The organism is Natrinema sp. HArc-T2 (assembly GCF_041821085.1).
In the GTDB taxonomy this organism is placed as follows: Archaea; Halobacteriota; Halobacteria; order Halobacteriales; family Natrialbaceae; genus Natrinema.
Map to the genome: position 1 here is coordinate 361,208 of NZ_JBGUAZ010000004.1, position 16,961 is coordinate 378,168.

Here is a 16,961-nt window from a genome sequence, read left to right on the forward strand (position 1 = left end):
ATTCGGACGCAATGACGCACAACGACTCGAGCAGCGACGAGACCCGCATCGGCGTCGACGTCGGCGGCACGTTTACCGACGTCGCACTCTCGATCGATGACCGGCTCGTCACCGCGAAGGTGCCCTCGACGGAACCACAACACATCGGTGTCCTCGAGGGCATCGAGAAAGCCTGCGACAGCGCCGACATCGCACCCAGCGAGATCGACGGCTTCGCTCACGCGATGACCGTCTCGGTCAACGCCCTCCTCGAGCGCGGCGGCGCGAAGACGGCGCTCGTGACGACCGAGGGGTTCCGGGACGTCCTCGAGATTGGCCGGCAGGACCGGCCAGATCTGTACGATCTCGAGGCCGAAAAGCCCGACCCGCTGGTCCCCCGCGAGCGGCGCTTCGAGGTCGACGAGCGAACGACCAAAGACGGCGTCGAACGGTCGGTCGACGAAACCGAGATCCGCGAACTGGCGGCGACGCTACGCGAGCGCGACGTCGAGGCGGTCGCGGTCTCGCTGTTGCACGCCTACGCGGATCCGGAAAACGAGCGGGTCGTCGCCGAGACGCTCCGCAAGGAGCTGGACGTACCCATCTCCGCGTCCCACGAGGTGCTCGCGGAGTTCCGCGAGTTCGAGCGCACCTCGACCACGGCGGTCGACGCCTACGTCCGACCGGCGATCGATACCTACGTCGGCCAGCTGGTCGAGGAGGCCAGCGAGGCCGGCATCCCCGTACCGCGGATCATACAGGCCAACGGCGGGATCGCCGACCCCGAAACGGTGCGCGAACACGCCGTGACGACGACGCTGTCGGGACCTGCCGCCGGCGTCGTCGGTGCCGCAGCGACCGTCGATGACGACGACGTCGCGGGACTCGTCACCTTCGACATGGGCGGGACCTCGAGCGACGTGAGCCTCGTCCGTGATGGCCAGGCCGAACGGACGACCGACGCCGAAATCGATGGGTTGCCGATCCGGACGCCGATGGTCGACGTCAACACCGTCGGCGCGGGCGGCGGCTCGATCGCCTGGGTCGACGCCGGCGGCGCGCTCCGTGTCGGGCCGGAATCCTCGGGCTCTCAGCCCGGCCCCGCCTGCTACGGTCGCGGCGGGACTGAGCCGACCGTCACCGACGCCAACGTCGTGCTGGGCTACATCGGCCCCGAGACCGCACTCGGCGGCGAGATGACCTTAGACGTCGAGGCAGCCCGAGACGCGCTCGGTCGACTGGCCGACGAAGCGGGCCTCGAGGGACCGCTCGAGGCGGCACAAGGCGTCTACCGCGTGGCGAACGCGACGATGACGCGGACGATCCGCTCGGTGACCGTCGAGCGGGGCCACGACCCTCGCGAGTTCGCGCTCGTGGCCTTCGGCGGCGCGGGCCCGATGCACGCCGCGGCACTGGCCGACTCGCTGTCGGTCGATCGGGTCGTCGTCCCGCGACCGGGTGGGGTCCTCTCGGCGTTTGGCCTCCTCGCGGCCGACGAGAGCTACGACGCCGTGCGAACGGTAGGCGTCGATCTCGACGGCGCGGAGCGAGCGACGCTCGAGAGCGTCTACGACGACCTCGTCGCGGACGTGCTCGCGGACGCGTCCGACCGGGACGCGGCGCGGGTCGAACGGGCCGCCGACTGCCGGTATGCGGGCCAGAGCTTCGAGTTGACCGTCCCCGTCGACGAGACGTTCGACGCGGCGGCGGTCGCAGACCGCTTCCACGCAGCCCACGAGCGGACCTACGGCTACGCGATGGACGAATCGATCGAGGTCGTCAACCTCCGCGCGACGGCGACGATTCCGGGGACCGAACCGGGAATCAGCCACACTGGAACGGGCGACGCCGTCGTCGGCTCCCGGGAGGCACACTTCCCCGAGGCCGGCGCGCGGGAGACGACAGTCTACGACTGGGATCGACTCGAGACCGGCGCGTCGGTCGCAGGGCCAGCGGTGCTCGAGCAGGCAGAGAGTACGACGGTCGTCCCGCCAGCCTGGACCGGCGAGATACTCGCCGATGGGACGCTCGTCATGACGCGAACGGAGGCAGAAGCACAATGACAGGGGATTCGACACCCGACACGGCGGACAGTATCGACCCAGTGACCCTCGAGGTCCTGCGCAACCAGTTAGAGAGCGTCGCCGAGGAGATGGGACAGACCCTGATCCGCGGGGCCTACTCGCCGAACATTAAGGAGAGACGGGACTGTTCGACGGCGCTGTTCGACGCCGAGGAGCGGATGATCGCTCAGGCCGAGCACATTCCGGTCCACCTCGGCGCGATGCCGGCCGCCGTCGAGGCCGTCCGCGAACACGACCCACAGCCGGGCGACGTGTTCGTGCTCAACGACCCCTTCACCGGCGGGACGCACCTGCCGGACGTGACGATGGTCTCGCCGATCGCCCCCGACGAGGAGATCGTCGGCTACGCCGTCTCGCGGGCCCACCACGCCGACGTCGGCGGGATGACCCCTGGCAGCATGCCCGCGGGCGCACAGGAGATCTATCAGGAAGGGCTCCGACTGCCACCGACCCGACTCGTCGAGGGCGGCGAGCCCCGAGAGGACGTCCGCGAGCTCGTACTCGCGAACGTCCGCAACGCCCGCGAGCGCCGGGCCGACCTCCGCGCACAACAGGCAGCCAACGAACGCGCCGAGGAACGCCTCGCCGCACTGTTCGACGAACACGGCCGCGAAACCGTCCTCACCGGCTTCGATGCCGTAATCGACTACTCGCGCGAGCGGATCACCGAGGAGATCGCGGCGCTACCCGACGGCACCTACGAGGCGACCGACGTCCTCGAGGGCGACGGCGTGACCGACGAGGACATCCCGATCAGCGTCACGGTGACGGTCGACGGCGAGGCGATCGACGTCGATTTCTCGGGGACCGCAGACCAACTCGCAGGGAATCTCAACGCGCCGCTGGCGGTCGCGACGAGCGCCGTCTACTTCGTCGTGCGCTCGATCACCGATCCCGAGATCCCGCCGAACCACGGCTGTTACGAGCCCGTGAGCGTCCACGCGCCCGAAGGGACGCTCCTGAATCCGGAGCCGCCAGCCGCCGTCGTCGGCGGCAACGTCGAGACCAGCCAGCGGGTCACCGACGTCGTCTTCACCGCGCTCGCGCAGGCGGCACCAGATCGGGTTCCCGCACAGGGCCAGGGAACGATGAACAACCTCACCATCGGAGCCCGGGACGGCTCCTTTACCTACTACGAGACAATCGCCGGCGGCTTCGGTGCCCGCGCCGAGCGCGACGGGATGGACGGCGTCCAGGTCGGCATGACCAACACGCTCAACACGCCGATCGAATCGCTCGAGACCGAGTACCCGCTGCGGGTCGAGCGCTACGCGCTCCGCGAGGGCAGCGGCGGCCGCGGTCGCCATCGCGGGGGACTGGGCCTCGAGCGCTCGGTCACCGTCGAGAAAGCGGCGACGGTCTCGCTGCTGACCGAACGCCGTCGCCACGCGCCGAAGGGCGTCGCCGGCGGCGAAAACGGCGCGACTGGCGAGAACCTGATCGACGGCGAGCCGGCTCCGGCGAAGACGACCGTCGACGTCGACGCCGGCACGACGGTCACGGTCAAGACGCCCGGTGGCGGCGGCCACGGCGAACCGGCAGCGGACGACGGTGACGACGATGTCTGAGCCGAGCGAGCGCCCCCAAGGGCTGGGCCTGGTCGTCCCCTCGTCGAACACGACGGCCGAGCCGGAGTTTCGAGCGCATCTCCCGGAGTCGGTCACCGTCCACGGCGCGCGGATGGCCCTCGAGTCGGTAACCGTCGACGAACTCGACGCGATGAGCGACGACGCGGCCCGCGCCGCCGAGTTACTCGGTCACGCCGACGTCGACGCGGTCGCATACGCCTGTACTACCGGCAGCCTGCTCCACGGGCCGGGGTTCGACGCCGAACTCGAGGAGCGACTGGCCAAGGCAGCCAGCGTTCCCGCAGTGGCGACGGCTCGCTCTGTCGTCCGCGCGCTCGAGGCGCTCGATGCCGAGCGAATCGCGGTCGTGACGCCCTATACCAGCGATCTCGACGAAAAGGAGCGGGACTTCCTCGAGGCGGCAGGGTTTGGGGTCGAATCGATCGACGGCCGGGGACTCGAAGCGAATACGGCCATCGGCGCGTTGACGCCCGACGACGTGTCCCGACAGGTGCTCGAGCACGTCGATGACGCCGCCGACCTCGACGCCGTCTTCGTCTCCTGTACGAACTACCGCTCGCTGGCTGCGGTCGACGACCTCGAGTCGAAACTGGGGGTCCCGGTGATCACGAGCAACGGCGCGACGCTGTGGGACGTCTGTGGGACAGCCGGGATCGCGATCGATGGTCCGGGAACGCTGTTCGACCACGACCGATAGCGCCACGTCCTGTCGGTATCGGGGCCGCGTCACCGTGGTGGAAGTGCGCTGACAATCGCCATCCCTGGCTGAAGTCTCCGGTGACGGTGCGCTTTTGACGGCGCTGCCCTACGCTTCGGTATGAAGCTCAACGGCGTGGCGGACCTGCCCGAGATCCGCCCCGGCGACGACATCGCCGCGCTCGTCGCGGAGCGGGCCGCCCTCGAGCCCGGCGACGTACTCACCGTCGCGAGCACGATCGTCTCGAAGGCCGAGGGCCGGACGGCCGATCTCGCGGACTACCTCGTCAGCGGCCGCGCCCAGGAGATCGCCGACCGCATCGAGGCCGTGGCCGGCGAGGAGAAAGATCCGCGGTTCGCACAGGCGGTGCTCGAGGAGAGTACGGAACTGCTGATAGACTGCCCGTTCCTGCTGGCCGAAACCCGCTTTGGCCACATCGCGCCGAACGCAGGGATCGATCGCTCGAACGTGCCCGACCACGACCTGCTGTTGCTGCCGAAGCGACCGAGCGAGAGCGCCGAACGGATCCGTACGGGGCTCGCACAGCAGGGTATCGAGGACGTCGCGGTGATCGTCACGGACACCTGCGGGCGGTCGTTTCGCCACGGCCAGCAGGGCGTCGCGATCGGCTGGGCCGGTATGCCCGCAAGCCGCGACTGGCGCGGCGAGCAGGATCGCGACGGTCACGAACTCGGCGTCACCGTCCAGTCCGTGGTCGACGAACTCGCGGCCGCTGCGAACCTCGTCACTGGCGAGGGGGCCGGCGGGACGCCCGCCGTGGTCGTCCGCAACTGGAACTTTGGCGATCACGCAGGCAGCGACGAACTGTTTCGCGCCGTCGAGGACGATTTCGTCCGCCAGGCGCTGCGAGAATGGAGCTTTGACGACACATGACAGACACCACTGACTCGAGCGACGACGTACCGACCGCGAACGACGACCCGACGTGGGCCATCGAACTCACGCCAGAACACCCACCCGAGCGGATCGCCGACCTCGCGGCACTGGCCGAAACCGAAGGGTTCGACATCGCGTTCGCCAGCAGCCACTACTTCAACCGCGACCCGTTCGTGGTGTGTTCGCGGATGGCCGACGCCACCGAGGAGATCCGACTCGGGCCGGGCGTAGTCAACCCCTACGAGACCCACCCCGTGAAACTCGCGGCACAGGTGGCGACGATCGACGAGGTCAGTGACGGTCGCGCGGTCTTCGGCGTCGGTGCCGGCGACCGCTCCTCACTGTCGAATCTGGGCATCGACCGCGACCGACCGCTCCGGCGCGTCCTCGAGACGTTTGATCGCGCGCGCGACCTCTGGGCCGGCGAGACGATTACCCACGACGGAACCTTCAGCGCGACCGACGCCTCGTTGAATTTCGAGCCCCCATCCGGGCAGATTCCGACCTACGTCGGGGCACAGGGGCCGCACATGCTCCGGATGAGCGCCAAACACGCCGACGGCGCGCTTGTCAACGCCTCGCATCCGAAAGACCTCGAGTGGGCCGCTGGCCAACTCGAGCAAGGGCTTGCCGATCGGCCCGATGACTACGGCGAGTTCGAAGCGCTCGCGTTCGCGAGCGTCAGCGTCGCCGGCAGCGAGGACGAGGCACGCGAGGCGGCCCGCCCGCCCGTCGCATTCATCGTCGGCGGGGCCGCGGAGCCGGTCCTCGAGCGCCACGAGATCGACCGCGAGGCGGCCACTGCCGTGAGCGAGGCACTCGAGCAAGGGGAGCTGACCGAGGCGTTCGGCCACGTCACCCCGGCGATGATCGACGCCTTCTGTATCGCGGGGACGACGGAAACGGTCGCCGACCGGTTCGCGGCTGCGCTCGAGCACGTCGACGGGATCGTCGTGGGCTCGCCGCTAGGGCCGGACCTCGAAGACGCGGTCGAACGGGCGAGCGAGGCGCTCGCTCGTGCGACGCAGTGACGAAACAACTGCCAAAACGTAGCGTCGGGATCGATCTTAGCTCGCGGTAAAGAGGTCGCCGACGGCACCGAGGGTCAGCAGGCCGAAGACGGCCATCGAGAACGCGACGATGAGTCCGCCGACGAGGACGAGCAGAGGCGCAAGGCCATCGCCCATCGCCACGTCGCTGAAGAGTCTAATCATATCACTGATGTTTTCCACGACAATGTTCATCGGTGTAATGGTGACCATATTCGGGGGTTGTTATCGATGGTACTTGGCCGTGCCGGTCCCGCGCCGACGGAGCGATTATACCGACAGCGAATCTATCCCGACGCGTGACCGACGACGCGACGCTCTCCGAGTTTACGGCCACCGACGAATCAGCGTCCGGCTCGAGTACTGACGACGATGGTTCGTCATCGGAAACGGCTCCAGTGCCGAAGACGACCATCCAGCCGACGTACGCCTGGGGAACATATACGTGCAACCGCTGTGAGCAGTCGACCGACCGCGTCTGGCGTGGCGACGGCGAATTCGTCTGTCCCGACTGCAAAACGTGGTAGGAGAGGGGTGAGACTGGCAATACAGCCCGTCTCGAGGCGGCCTTGCGAGTGCGCTCCCGAAGTTTTATGTCTTCGTCGGGGCTTTATTCACCTGCAATGGCGAAAGGTACGGTCGCATTCTTCAACGACACTGGCGGCTACGGATTCATCGAGACTGACGACGCGGACGAGGACGTGTTCTTCCACATGGAGGACATCGGCGGTCCTGACTTAGAAGAGGGTCAGGAGCTGGAGTTCGACATCGAGGAGGCCGAGAAGGGGCCACGCGCGACGAACGTCGAGCGGCTCTAGGCCGGTCCGATAGGAGGTATCGTTTTCTGATTGCTACACGCATAGCAGCAGCGCTCGAGCGAGCAGATCCGTGAGACGCTGCCGGTCGATCGGCAGGTATCGACGGTAACGCATTCTCCGACAGGTATCATTCACGTGGCACAAAACATATGTTCCGGAGCGGTGGATGCCGTAGTAATGACCGGGTCCTCGTCGAGAGCTTCCAGCATATGACTGATACCAATCCACCAGTAGATGCAGGTACCGAGCCGACCGCCGAGGACGATCACCTCGAGACCGCGACAGTCGAACGGCTCTGTGCCGACATCGAAGCGAACGTCTCACGCGTCATCGTCGGCCACGAGGACGTCATCGAACACGTCGTCATCGCCTTGCTGGGCCGTGGCCACGTCCTACTCGATGACGTTCCCGGCGTCGGTAAGACCATGCTCGCGCGGTCAATCGCCACGTCGGTCGACTGTTCGTTCAGCCGCATCCAGTTTACGCCCGATCTCCTGCCGACCGACGTCACCGGCGTCAACGTTTTCAACCAGCAAACCCGTGAGTTCGAGTTCCAGCCCGGCCCCGTCTTCGGCAACATCGTCCTCGGTGACGAGATCAACCGCGCGCCACCCAAGACCCAGGCCGCGTTGCTCGAGGCGATGGAAGAACAACAGGTCACCACTGACGGCCAGACGCGTGCGCTACCGACGCCGTTTACCGTGATCGCGACGCAGAACGCTGTCGAGCCGAACCGGACCTACGACCTGCCCTTTGCCGAGGTCGATCGCTTCATGAAGAAACTCCAGCTTGGCTACCCCGATCCCGACGAGGAAGCCGACCTGCTCGGTCGGACCGTCGGCGACCATCCCATCGAGGCGCTCGAGCCGGTGACCGACCGCGAGACGCTCATCGCTGCCCGAAAGACCGTCTCGACGGTGCAAGTCGCAGAGCCAGTCAGGGAGTACGTGACGCGACTCGCCGCGTACACCCGCGAGCACGCACACATCGGTGTCAGCCCTCGCGGGTCGATCTCGCTGTTGCGTGCGGCACAGGCACGTGCCGCCGCGAACGGTCGGGAGTACGTCCTCCCCGACGACGTTCAGATCGAGGCACCCGTGGTGATGAGCCATCGGATCAAGACGACCGATCGCGATCGTGACGGGGACACGGTCGTCGACGACGCCCTCGAGCGCGTTCCCGTCGAATGAGACTCACACGCCGTGGCTGGACCGTCGTCGCCGCCGCGGGCGGAGCCGTTGCACTGAGCTGGCAATACGGTCCTCGAGCGCTGAACGCGGTCGTCGTCCCGCTGGTCGTCGTCTTGCTTGCCGGCCTCGTCACGGTCAGCCGTACAGATCGACCACGCGTCACCCGCCAGCCCGTCGCCGAGGGGTTCGTCGGTGAGCACCGGACAGTCACAGTCACGATCGAGACCGACAGCCCGCTCGCCGCGACCGTCCGCGACACCGTCGGCGACGGTCTCTCGACGGCTACAGCACCCGTTGCCGCGATCACACTCGAGGACGAACAGACGGTCACCTACGACATCGAACTCGCACACCGAGGCAGCCATCGAGTCGGCCCGCTCGAGATCGTCGTCAGCGACGTTGCCGGGCTCGTCGAACGCCGTTTCGCGTACACGGACCGCACGCCCGTGCTCGTCTATCCGCAGCTCCACGAGCTCGGTCGGGGTGCGGTCGACGACCTGCAGGCGCTGGCCGGCGTCACCGATCGCCACGAACGCGAGGCGTTCGACCACCTCCGTGAGTACCGTCGCGGAGATCCGCTGCGCGACGTTCACTGGAAGAGCGCGGCCAAACACCCCGACGGCGAGTTGCTCGTCAGGGAGTACGACGACGGCGAGGGAGCCGGTGCCGTCACCGTCGCCGCCGGCTGTTTCGCCGGCTGTGACGACGAACTGGCAGCCGCCGCCGCGACCGTCGTGACTGCCCTCCTCGAGCAGGGGGCGTCAGTCGGGCTCGTCGTTCCCAACGGGAGAGAACCACCGGGAGCGGGACGGGAACACCACCGGTCGCTCCTCGGCCTGCTCGCCGTCGTCGGTGCCGGCGACCTCGACGAACGGACGCGACAGGCCGCCGACGTGCTGGTTCGGACCGACGCACACGGAACGACGATCGTCACCGATGACAGCAAACTCCCCTTCGATGAGGTCACCAGTGGCGACCACCGGGAGGTGACGGTATGAGCACAGACACATCCGGGCAGGCCAACGAGCAACCGATCTCGCTCGAGACGGGCCAGACCGCTGAGAACGGGGCTGCCCGCACGCTCGCACTGGCCTGTCTGCTAGTCCTGACAGCATCGTACGTAAGTGTCCTCTACGGGGTTACACAGGTCGTCGGCGGCAGTCGGGCGCTGATCACACTCGTCGCAGTGATGCTCGTCGGGGCGACGGTGCTCGCGCGACTGATCCGACCGTGGACCGCAGCGGCCCTTGCACTGGCGGCAGCAGGGGTCGGATTCGCCTACTACCTCACGTCGGCCGGCGTCGACCCGAGCATCGTCGTGACGGCGGCTGATACGATCGTCTCGGATACCGTCGCGCTCGCAACCGGCCTGCCACTTCTCCAGATGGTACAAGCAGGCATCTGGACGCTGGGATTTGTACCTGCCCCCGTCTTTCTCTCGTGGTATCTCGCCGTGCGAGGCCGGTACGGACTCGGCGTCGTCCCCGGCGGGGCCGCACTCGGCTTTCTCGTGTTGACCGGCGACGCGGGCACCCTCGTCACCGTCGTCGGCACCCTCGCCGCCATCGGTGCCGTCGCTGCCGGCGAACTCGAGCGCCGTGGCGGCTCGATCGAGCAGGCAGACCTGCTCGCAGCACTGTTCGCGCTGGCCATCGTCCTCTCGCTTTCAGTTACAGTCGTCCCCGGCCAGCCGGCAGCGCCGACCCACCTCGCCCAGGGCGAGCCCGGCACGCTCGAGGCAACGCTCGATACCGCGCCCCAGCGGTCGGGGATCGCGGGAGCGGTCGAGCTCTCGCCGGCGGTCCGATTTACCGTCGAGTCGGACCAGCGATCGTACTGGCGGACCGGCGTCTACGATCGATTCACCGGTGACGGGTGGGTCCGAACCGGTCGAAGCAGCCGGTACGATGGGCGGCTCGCGTCGCCACCAAACAGCGACGAGACGGTCGAGCAGACCATCACCGCCGAGACGAAACTGGGCGTCATGCCCGTCGCACCACAACCGATCGCCCTCGAGGGCGACGTGACACGACGGACGACCGTTTCAGGACACGGCCAGCCGCGGCCGGAGACGCCGCTGTCGGCGGGCGAGAGCTACACCGTCGTGAGTGCAGTCGTCGATCCCGATCCGGTAGCGCTCCGGGCTGCCGGAACGGACTATCCCGACGCGGTGACCGATCGGTACCTCCAGTTGCCCGAAAGCACCTCGAGCGAGTTCCGATCGCAGACCGCCGAAATCACGGCTGACGCACAGAATCCATACGAAACCGCAGTCGCGATCGAACGCCACCTCGAGTCCTCGAAGGAGTACTCGCTGTCGGTCACCAAACCCGACGGCAACGTCGCCGAGGCGTTCACGACGGAGATGGAGGCAGGCTACTGCGTCTACTTTGCGACGGCAATGACTCAGATGCTCCGCGCGGAAGGGGTTCCGGCCCGCTACGTTACCGGCTACACGAGCGGCCAGCAGGTCGACGACGATACCTACGTCGTCCGCGGGCTCGATGCCCACGCCTGGGTCGAGGTCTACTTCCCCGAACACGGCTGGGTCCGGTTCGATCCGACACCGGGCGACAGCCGCGATGCGGTTCACACCGACCGGCTCGAGCAAGCCCGCGACGCCGACACCGAGAGCGTAGACACCGAAGAAAGCGACGACGTGCCCGTTTCCGACGAGCCGTCCGACCCAACTGGTAACGAGCCCGTCGAACAACCGGAACCCGACCCCAACGAACCCACCGATCCGAACGACTCGAACAACTCGACATCGACAACGCAGGGCAACGAAACGAACGAGACGCCGTCCAATCCCGCCACCGGCACGAACGGCGGCGACTCGACGAACGACGGCCCGCTCGTCACGATCACGCGCGAAACGGCAGCACTCGGGTTCGTGGCTCTCGTCGGCCTCGCCGCAGGCGCGCGTCGAACCAACGCGACGACGCGGCTCCGTCACACCCTCGAGCTCTACTGGCACGGTCGCCGACACGACCCCGATCGGGACGCCGAACGCGCCTTTACCCGCCTCGAGCGCCTGCTCGCCCGGCAGTATCGTCCGCGGCGTCGGTCGGAGTCGGTTCGTGCATACCTACACGCGCTGTCGAGGACAGCCGACGCGACGCCGATCGATCCGCGAACCGAACGCGTCGTCGACTACTACGAACGAGCGACCTACGGAAACGGCGTCAGTCGGGCGGAAGCCGACGACGCAATCGCGATCGTCGACGACCTCGCTCGCGCCCGACTCCCGATAGTCGGGTGGCTGCGTCGAGACGGCTGACAGCTGACAGCTCCGCAGTCAGTGACCGTGAGAGTTCCGGCGTACACAAAAAGAACCACGCGAGAGCATGCGGGTCCCGATAGTGTTTAATATGCCCGTTTCATAGCAACGAACGTAATGTCGGAAGTCTGCTCGACGTGCGGGCTGCCCGAGGAACTCTGCGTCTGCGAGGACGTGGCCAAGGGACAACAGCAACTCAACATCCGCATTGACGAGCGCAGATACGGGAAAGAGGTAACGATCGTCGAAGGATTCGATCCGAAGGACGTCGATCTGGACAGTCTCTCGTCGGATCTCAAATCGAAGTTCGCCTGTGGCGGCACCGTTGAGGACGACCAGATCGAGCTCCAGGGGAACCACACCGGCCGCATCGAGGAGTTCCTTCGGGACCGCGGCTTCAACGTCGCCTAATGCCCGCGATGCTCTGAGACGGCTTCCGAGCCCACGACCGCGTCGCAGTTCTACTACCTCCGTTTTTTACCGCTCTCGAGCAGTCGCGACGCTGTCGTTCAATAATCCTGCTATCACGCCACGCCAGCGATCAGAACGGTGACTCGTTCGTGGTCGATTCCGCGCCATCTGTATCAGCCGTGTCCTCACGGACGAGACCGAACTTCATGCCGTACTTCTCGAGGCCACCAGCCATGCTCTCGACGAGTGCGTCGGCAGTCCCCTCATAAGAGCCGATGAGCTGTGCAGCCTGCACGCTCGATTTGCCGTGCGGGCAGACGGTAACGATGTGGTTGGCGTCCTCGAGTTCGTCGACCCGGCCCGTGAGTTCGTAAAACGGGATGTTCTCGCTGTCGGGAATGTGACTGTGCTCGAAGGCTTGTTCGTCGCGAATGTCGACGATGCGAACGTCAGCATCGTCCTCGAGAAGATCGTGGACCTCGTCAGTGGAGATTTCGCCGTCCATCAGCGGCGTGTTAGACGCGTGGACCTAAGTCAGTACAGGTTTGGCAGTCACCCGAACCATAATTGACCGGGCTCGTAATCGAACGGTCGAGCGAGAAAGGCGACAGCGCCTACAGCAACCCGTCTTCTTTCGCGAGCAACAGCCCCTCCAACGTCGCGTCGTTCGTCGGCTGCTCACGGGCACGCTCGAGGGCCTCGCTCACCGGCACCGTCATCACCTCGAGGAACTCGTTGTTGTCGAGTTCTCGCTGGCCCGGCTCGAGTCCCTCGGCGTAGACGATCGCACGGTCGTGGCGCAAGACACCGGTCGCGACCGCGTACTCCTGGAGGAGTGCGGTACTCGTGGGGCGAAAGCCGGTCTCCTCCTCGAGTTCGCGCGTCGCCGCCTGCGTGTAGGACTCGCCGTCCTCGACGATCCCTGCCGGAAGCTCGAGATGGGTTTCGCGGATCGTCGGGCGATACTGTTCGACGAACAGAACCCGATCTTCCTCGCCAGCATCGGCGGCGTCGTCAGAGACACCCCGTCCGGTCGTCTCCACGAGCACGCTGGCGTCGATCCGCGCAACCACGACGACTGCTGGCGGCAGGTCGGCCCAGTAATAGCGCTTCTCGCTGCCATCCGGCTGTTGGAGACGGTCGTAACCGCCGTCGTACCAGCCCGTCTCGTACTCCGTTCGCTCCTCGAGTAGCTCCCAGTCGTCGGGTACAGTCATCGTCGAAAGGTGCGTGCGCGAGCGGATAATAGATGGCGGTCACTGGCGTGGAGCCGGCCCGTTCCCTGTGCTCCGAACGGGCCGTCTAGACGAGCTCTCGGTACAAACGCCCAAACGCCTGCCGCCGAAGCGTTGCAACTGCCGCAGCTTCCTCGTTCTGGAACGTCGCCGCGATGGCTTCGTCCTCCGGCCCCACGTGCCAGACGACGTGATCGACGGCCTCGTGACCGACTGTCGTCACTTCGCCGTCGTACGTTTCACGCCAGTCCTCGAACTCGGCACGGCTGCCGACGTGGACCTCGAGTAAGCTCGCAAAGAGCGCATCACGAGCCGTTTCGACGACGTCACCGGTGACGCGCTCGTCGTACTCCTCGCGGTCGAACGCCATCGCCTTTGCGACCTCACGGACGACCGTCTGGGCTGTGGGCCCGACGGCGTCGTACGTCGCTCGCGCGTCCTCGCCCGACTCGAAGGTAAACGTCCCCTCAGTGTGCATATCAGTCACGTCGGGAGAGTGGTAGTTACGCGTTTTCGTTCTCGTCGGCGTCGCTCTCGCGTTCCGTCTGCATCTCGCGGGTCAGCTCAGCGGCCTCCTCGAGGACGTGCTGAGTCTCGGCGGTCATCGACCCGCGGCCTGGCTGGCGGCTCTGGCGTGCGATTCCCTCCTCGAGCGAGTCGGGGCGACCGGGGTCGTGTCCGTGACCGTGATCGTGGCCAGCCGCCTCGAACTCGGGCGTGTCGATTTCTTCCGCGTGCGGGCTGATGCGCTCGCCGAGTTCCTCCGGCGTGCAGTCGCCCCAGTCAGGTGCGTACTCGGCGAGCCACGCACGGTGGTCGTCGCGACCGAGCGACGCGGTGATCGCGAGGTGGTTCGCGAGGTGTACTGCGTCTGCCTCCTCGGCGTCACAGACCGGACAGGCGTATCCCATACGTACTCGTACGACTCCGGACGCTAAAACGTCCCGCAACCCGCTATCCCAACTTCCGAATCATTACGATCGCATCCTCGCCGTCGGCATAATAGCTTGGAACTCGCCGCAACGGCTCGAAGCCGAACTCCCGGTACAGCCGTTTCGCCCCGTCGTTCGACCGCCGCACCTCGAGTTTGACCGTGTCGGCACCGTGGGCCGCGAGCACGCCGAGCGACCGGGAGAGCAACGCGGAGGCGACGCCTGCCCGACGGTGGTCTGGATGGACGGCGACATCTTTGACGTGTCCGAGTGCGCGCCCGATCTGCTGTGTAACGTCGGCGACGACGTAGCCAGCGATCTTTCCGTCGGTTTCGGCGACGAGAAAGCCAGGCTCGCCGAGGAACCGCTCGAACGCGTCGTACGGCCAGGCCTGCGAGAAAGAGGCGTTCTCGATTCGAACCACCGCGAGGAGGTCCGCACGCTCTGCAGGTCTAATTGACACCGTCTCGCCATCCTCGGGAGCGGGGGTCGTCACACGCGAGGCTAACACACCGAACAGTAAAAGCCGTGCGCGTCGCGGCAGAGACGTTGGCGGTTCGCAGTTCACGGTTGCGGCGTATTCGATATGAGCCGACCGACCGGATCGCGGCGACCAGTGTCAAGCGACCGCGCGCCAGCACATAGAGCCGTCGCGACGGAACTGAGCAGGCAGTATCCGATTCAAATTCGGGTTCAACTGTCGCTAGCACCGCCTCACAACGCCATCATCGTGGTACACTGGCACACAATTCGCCGCAAGGAGCGCCTCACCTAGCGGAGTATATTGCCACCACTGGGCCGCAAGCGAGTCCCCTGCGTCCTCGAGGCTTGCGGAAGACGTGAGCGCTCCAGCGTACGAACGACGACGTTCACCGGCATGCCACGACAGCAGTCGGGCCGTGTACACACCCGAGCTAACCGAAACAGCACGAACTAGCTCTCTCGAACGACAACACGACGCCGGACAGTTCCGTGTTTCGGGCTGTCTGCGCGGCTCGAGCGAGCAGTCGGTCACAGAGATCCGCTTTTTGCCTCAGAGCTGAGACAGAGGAGAGTCCTGCTCTCGAACCGGGTAAACTCGCTTACAAAACCAGTTCGAAACGCTGGCGTCGGACGCGCTATCGTCGGAGATAGCGGCATAATAGACCCATAAGACAGAGCACGGGTATCTCTTGCAGCCGAAACGGTACTTATGCTGGCTGGGTTCGAAGCACCGTCGATGACTGACGCAGCCGAATGCAACCCAAAGCCGGTCGACCAAGAATCGACGAAACGTGATGACGCACATCTCGCTGACATCGAAGAAGGCGCTGGTTGTACGGAAATCTGGGAGCACCTCGCCGAGAAGCGCGAGGAGTAACACCTCTCTCGTCTAGACAATGAGCTTTTTGATGCGAGCTACCTATTCAGGGTTATGACCGACAATCGGCCCGGTGAGGGTTCGAACCGCCGCGGTGAGAACGGTCGATCGATTCCGACGGATCGTGAATCGCCCGTCGGCGCACCAGTTATCCGGGGCGACGAATCGGTCACCGGAACCCGCGCCCGCGAAGCCGTTCAGTTCGATCCTGACGATCCCGACAGTCTTGCCGACGCCGCCGAAACCGTCCGCCAGTTCGCCGCTGGGAAAACCACCGACGACCACCTCTACATGCTCCGCGGTGCAGCCGCCTGTGCCGCCCTCGTCCGTGGCGAGGGGTCGTACAAAGCCGCAGCCGAACGCGCCAGTGGCGAAACGACTGTCTCGTTTATCCGCAAGTGGGCCCGCGTCCACGACCTCCCGCGATCGGTCCGTAAACAGGTGGCGCTCGGACGAATCGCACCGACTGCTGCCAAACACATCGCTCGCGTCGGTGGCGAAGCACGACTGTTGCTCGCGTGGGCAACCCTCGATGGCGACCTCACCGTCCGCGATGTCCGCAGTATCGCCAGCAAGGTCAACGATGGCGTTCCGATCGATCGGGCGCTCGTCGAACACGACGTCGTCCTCGGTGAGCTCGAACTCACGCTCTCACCGACGACGTACCGCGATCTCCGGCAACGGGCGTCTATCGAGGGCGTCGAACCAGGTCAGCTCGTCACGGACGCACTTGAGGACTACTTCGAATGACGGCCTCGGCGCCGACCGAGAAAGAAACGTTTAACCGGTCCTCCCCAAAAGAGAGAACTACAGGGCCGGTAGCTCAGTCTGGCAGAGCGTCTGGCTTTTAACCAGACGGTCGCGTGTTCAAATCGCGCCCGGCCCGCTTTTGCGACGAACACTTTCGTGATCGTGAGGAGCAATGCGACCACACTCGTCAGCGTTCGGTAACGAAACCAGTCACAACCGGGTACACGAGCAACTCCATCTCAACGTCAGGCCGTTGTGCGAACTCTCGAGTCGACTGTCGCGCCGCTGTGCTCGAGCGCGGACAAATGCATCGCGTGGAAGGCCATATCAACTGATTCGATCGCTTCGGGGAACTCATCAGTGCTTTCATACACAGGATACATTCGGACGTTGAGATGCTCTCAAGAGCGACACATAGCACCTCGAAATAAAAGAAGAGTTTCCCAGATCTAATCGTCTTGGACTTCTGGATAACGTGTGAGAGCCAAGGGCCGGATTTGAACCGGCGGTGGGCGGCTCTGCAGGCCGCTGCGTTCGGCCGGACTCTGCCACCTTGGCGCATCTTATCGTTGTTACTGCGTTCGTTTAAGCGTAGCGGTACGGAACAGCCCGTGTCTGAAATTGTGCCGTGAATATACGCAGAAAACCCCACACAGCCACTGCTGGAGCAGCAGCTGTGTAGGGTTAAAG

The 16,961-nt window shown here is 65.6% G+C and carries 19 protein-coding genes and 2 tRNA genes; 14 read left to right on the plus strand and 7 right to left on the minus strand.

The window, feature by feature from the left end:
• Positions 1-11 precede the first annotated feature (11 nt).
• From ACERI1_RS12595 to ACERI1_RS12615, 5 genes are all read left to right on the plus strand, one after another.
• A complete protein-coding gene (locus ACERI1_RS12595; protein WP_373618559.1) occupies positions 12-2,042 on the plus strand; it encodes a hydantoinase/oxoprolinase family protein in 2,031 nt (676 codons plus the stop codon).
• A complete protein-coding gene (locus ACERI1_RS12600) occupies positions 2,039-3,631 on the plus strand; it encodes a hydantoinase B/oxoprolinase family protein (protein WP_373618528.1) in 1,593 nt (530 codons plus the stop codon). The genes ACERI1_RS12595 and ACERI1_RS12600 overlap by 4 nt, the downstream gene beginning before the upstream one ends.
• Positions 3,624-4,349, plus strand: coding sequence for an aspartate/glutamate racemase family protein (locus tag ACERI1_RS12605; protein ID WP_373618529.1), 726 nt, complete (start codon positions 3,624-3,626; stop codon positions 4,347-4,349). Before ACERI1_RS12600 ends, ACERI1_RS12605 begins: the two co-directional genes overlap by 8 nt.
• Positions 4,350-4,469: 120 nt before the next feature.
• The gene (locus ACERI1_RS12610) at positions 4,470-5,243 is read left to right on the plus strand and encodes a coenzyme F420-0:L-glutamate ligase (protein WP_373618530.1); all 774 of its coding nucleotides are present in this window, start codon (positions 4,470-4,472) and stop codon (positions 5,241-5,243) included.
• On the plus strand, positions 5,240-6,277 hold the full coding sequence (locus tag ACERI1_RS12615; protein ID WP_373618531.1) for a 5,10-methylenetetrahydromethanopterin reductase: 1,038 nt from the start codon (positions 5,240-5,242) through the stop codon (positions 6,275-6,277). The genes ACERI1_RS12610 and ACERI1_RS12615 overlap by 4 nt, the downstream gene beginning before the upstream one ends.
• A 36-nt stretch (positions 6,278-6,313) precedes the next feature.
• On the opposite strand, the gene ACERI1_RS12620 is transcribed toward ACERI1_RS12615, so the two are convergent.
• Positions 6,314-6,508, minus strand: coding sequence for a hypothetical protein (locus ACERI1_RS12620; RefSeq protein ID WP_373618532.1), 195 nt, complete (start codon positions 6,506-6,508; stop codon positions 6,314-6,316).
• A gap of 86 nt (positions 6,509-6,594) precedes the next feature.
• On the opposite strand from ACERI1_RS12620, the gene ACERI1_RS12625 reads away from it, so the two are divergent.
• From ACERI1_RS12625 to yciH, 6 genes are all read left to right on the plus strand, one after another.
• On the plus strand, positions 6,595-6,822 hold the full coding sequence (locus ACERI1_RS12625) for a hypothetical protein (protein WP_373618533.1): 228 nt from the start codon (positions 6,595-6,597) through the stop codon (positions 6,820-6,822).
• A gap of 96 nt (positions 6,823-6,918) precedes the next feature.
• Positions 6,919-7,113: a cold-shock protein gene (locus ACERI1_RS12630; RefSeq protein WP_008010533.1), complete on the plus strand. Its 195-nt coding sequence runs from the start codon at positions 6,919-6,921 to the stop codon at positions 7,111-7,113.
• A 209-nt stretch (positions 7,114-7,322) separates the two neighbouring features.
• Entirely contained in the window at positions 7,323-8,303 is a 981-nt protein-coding gene (locus ACERI1_RS12635) for an AAA family ATPase (protein WP_373618534.1), read from the plus strand.
• Positions 8,300-9,301: a DUF58 domain-containing protein gene (locus ACERI1_RS12640; RefSeq protein WP_373618535.1), complete on the plus strand. Its 1,002-nt coding sequence runs from the start codon at positions 8,300-8,302 to the stop codon at positions 9,299-9,301. Before ACERI1_RS12635 ends, ACERI1_RS12640 begins: the two co-directional genes overlap by 4 nt.
• Positions 9,298-11,583, plus strand: coding sequence for a DUF3488 and DUF4129 domain-containing transglutaminase family protein (locus ACERI1_RS12645; protein ID WP_373618536.1), 2,286 nt, complete (start codon positions 9,298-9,300; stop codon positions 11,581-11,583). Before ACERI1_RS12640 ends, ACERI1_RS12645 begins: the two co-directional genes overlap by 4 nt.
• Before the next feature lie 117 nt (positions 11,584-11,700).
• Complete coding sequence (yciH, locus tag ACERI1_RS12650) at positions 11,701-11,994, plus strand: stress response translation initiation inhibitor YciH (RefSeq protein ID WP_006180453.1); 294 nt, start codon at positions 11,701-11,703, stop codon at positions 11,992-11,994.
• A 130-nt stretch (positions 11,995-12,124) separates the two neighbouring features.
• Here yciH and ACERI1_RS12655 read toward each other — a convergent pair whose 3' ends face one another.
• The 5 genes from ACERI1_RS12655 to rimI form a co-directional block, all read right to left on the minus strand.
• The gene (locus ACERI1_RS12655; protein WP_373618537.1) at positions 12,125-12,499 is read right to left on the minus strand and encodes a rhodanese-like domain-containing protein; all 375 of its coding nucleotides are present in this window, start codon (positions 12,497-12,499) and stop codon (positions 12,125-12,127) included.
• 109 nt (positions 12,500-12,608) lie between these two features.
• Positions 12,609-13,211 carry an NUDIX hydrolase gene (locus tag ACERI1_RS12660; RefSeq protein ID WP_373618539.1) on the minus strand — a complete coding sequence of 201 codons (603 nt, stop codon included), beginning with the start codon at positions 13,209-13,211 and terminating at the stop codon, positions 12,609-12,611.
• 85 nt (positions 13,212-13,296) lie between these two features.
• Entirely contained in the window at positions 13,297-13,707 is a 411-nt protein-coding gene (locus ACERI1_RS12665; protein ID WP_373618540.1) for a DUF5809 family protein, read from the minus strand.
• A gap of 25 nt (positions 13,708-13,732) precedes the next feature.
• Positions 13,733-14,140, minus strand: a complete 408-nt coding sequence (locus tag ACERI1_RS12670) for a DUF5810 domain-containing protein (protein ID WP_373618541.1) — start codon at positions 14,138-14,140, stop codon at positions 13,733-13,735.
• A 43-nt stretch (positions 14,141-14,183) separates the two neighbouring features.
• Positions 14,184-14,657 (minus strand): ribosomal protein S18-alanine N-acetyltransferase, encoded by a 474-nt coding sequence (rimI, locus tag ACERI1_RS12675; RefSeq protein ID WP_373618543.1) that lies wholly within the window; start codon positions 14,655-14,657, stop codon positions 14,184-14,186.
• A 723-nt stretch (positions 14,658-15,380) separates the two neighbouring features.
• Here rimI and ACERI1_RS12680 point away from each other — a divergent pair.
• The 3 genes from ACERI1_RS12680 (at position 15,381) to ACERI1_RS12690 (ending at position 16,407) form a co-directional block, all read left to right on the plus strand.
• Complete coding sequence (locus ACERI1_RS12680) at positions 15,381-15,521, plus strand: hypothetical protein (RefSeq protein ID WP_373618544.1); 141 nt, start codon at positions 15,381-15,383, stop codon at positions 15,519-15,521.
• Positions 15,522-15,575: 54 nt separating this feature from the next.
• Entirely contained in the window at positions 15,576-16,271 is a 696-nt protein-coding gene (locus tag ACERI1_RS12685; RefSeq protein ID WP_373618545.1) for a hypothetical protein, read from the plus strand.
• Positions 16,272-16,333: 62 nt separating this feature from the next.
• A tRNA-Lys gene (locus ACERI1_RS12690) sits at positions 16,334-16,407 on the plus strand.
• Between the two features lie 346 nt (positions 16,408-16,753).
• On the opposite strand, the gene ACERI1_RS12695 is transcribed toward ACERI1_RS12690, so the two are convergent.
• Positions 16,754-16,829, minus strand: a tRNA-Cys gene (locus ACERI1_RS12695).
• Between the last annotated feature and the right edge of the window lie 132 nt (positions 16,830-16,961).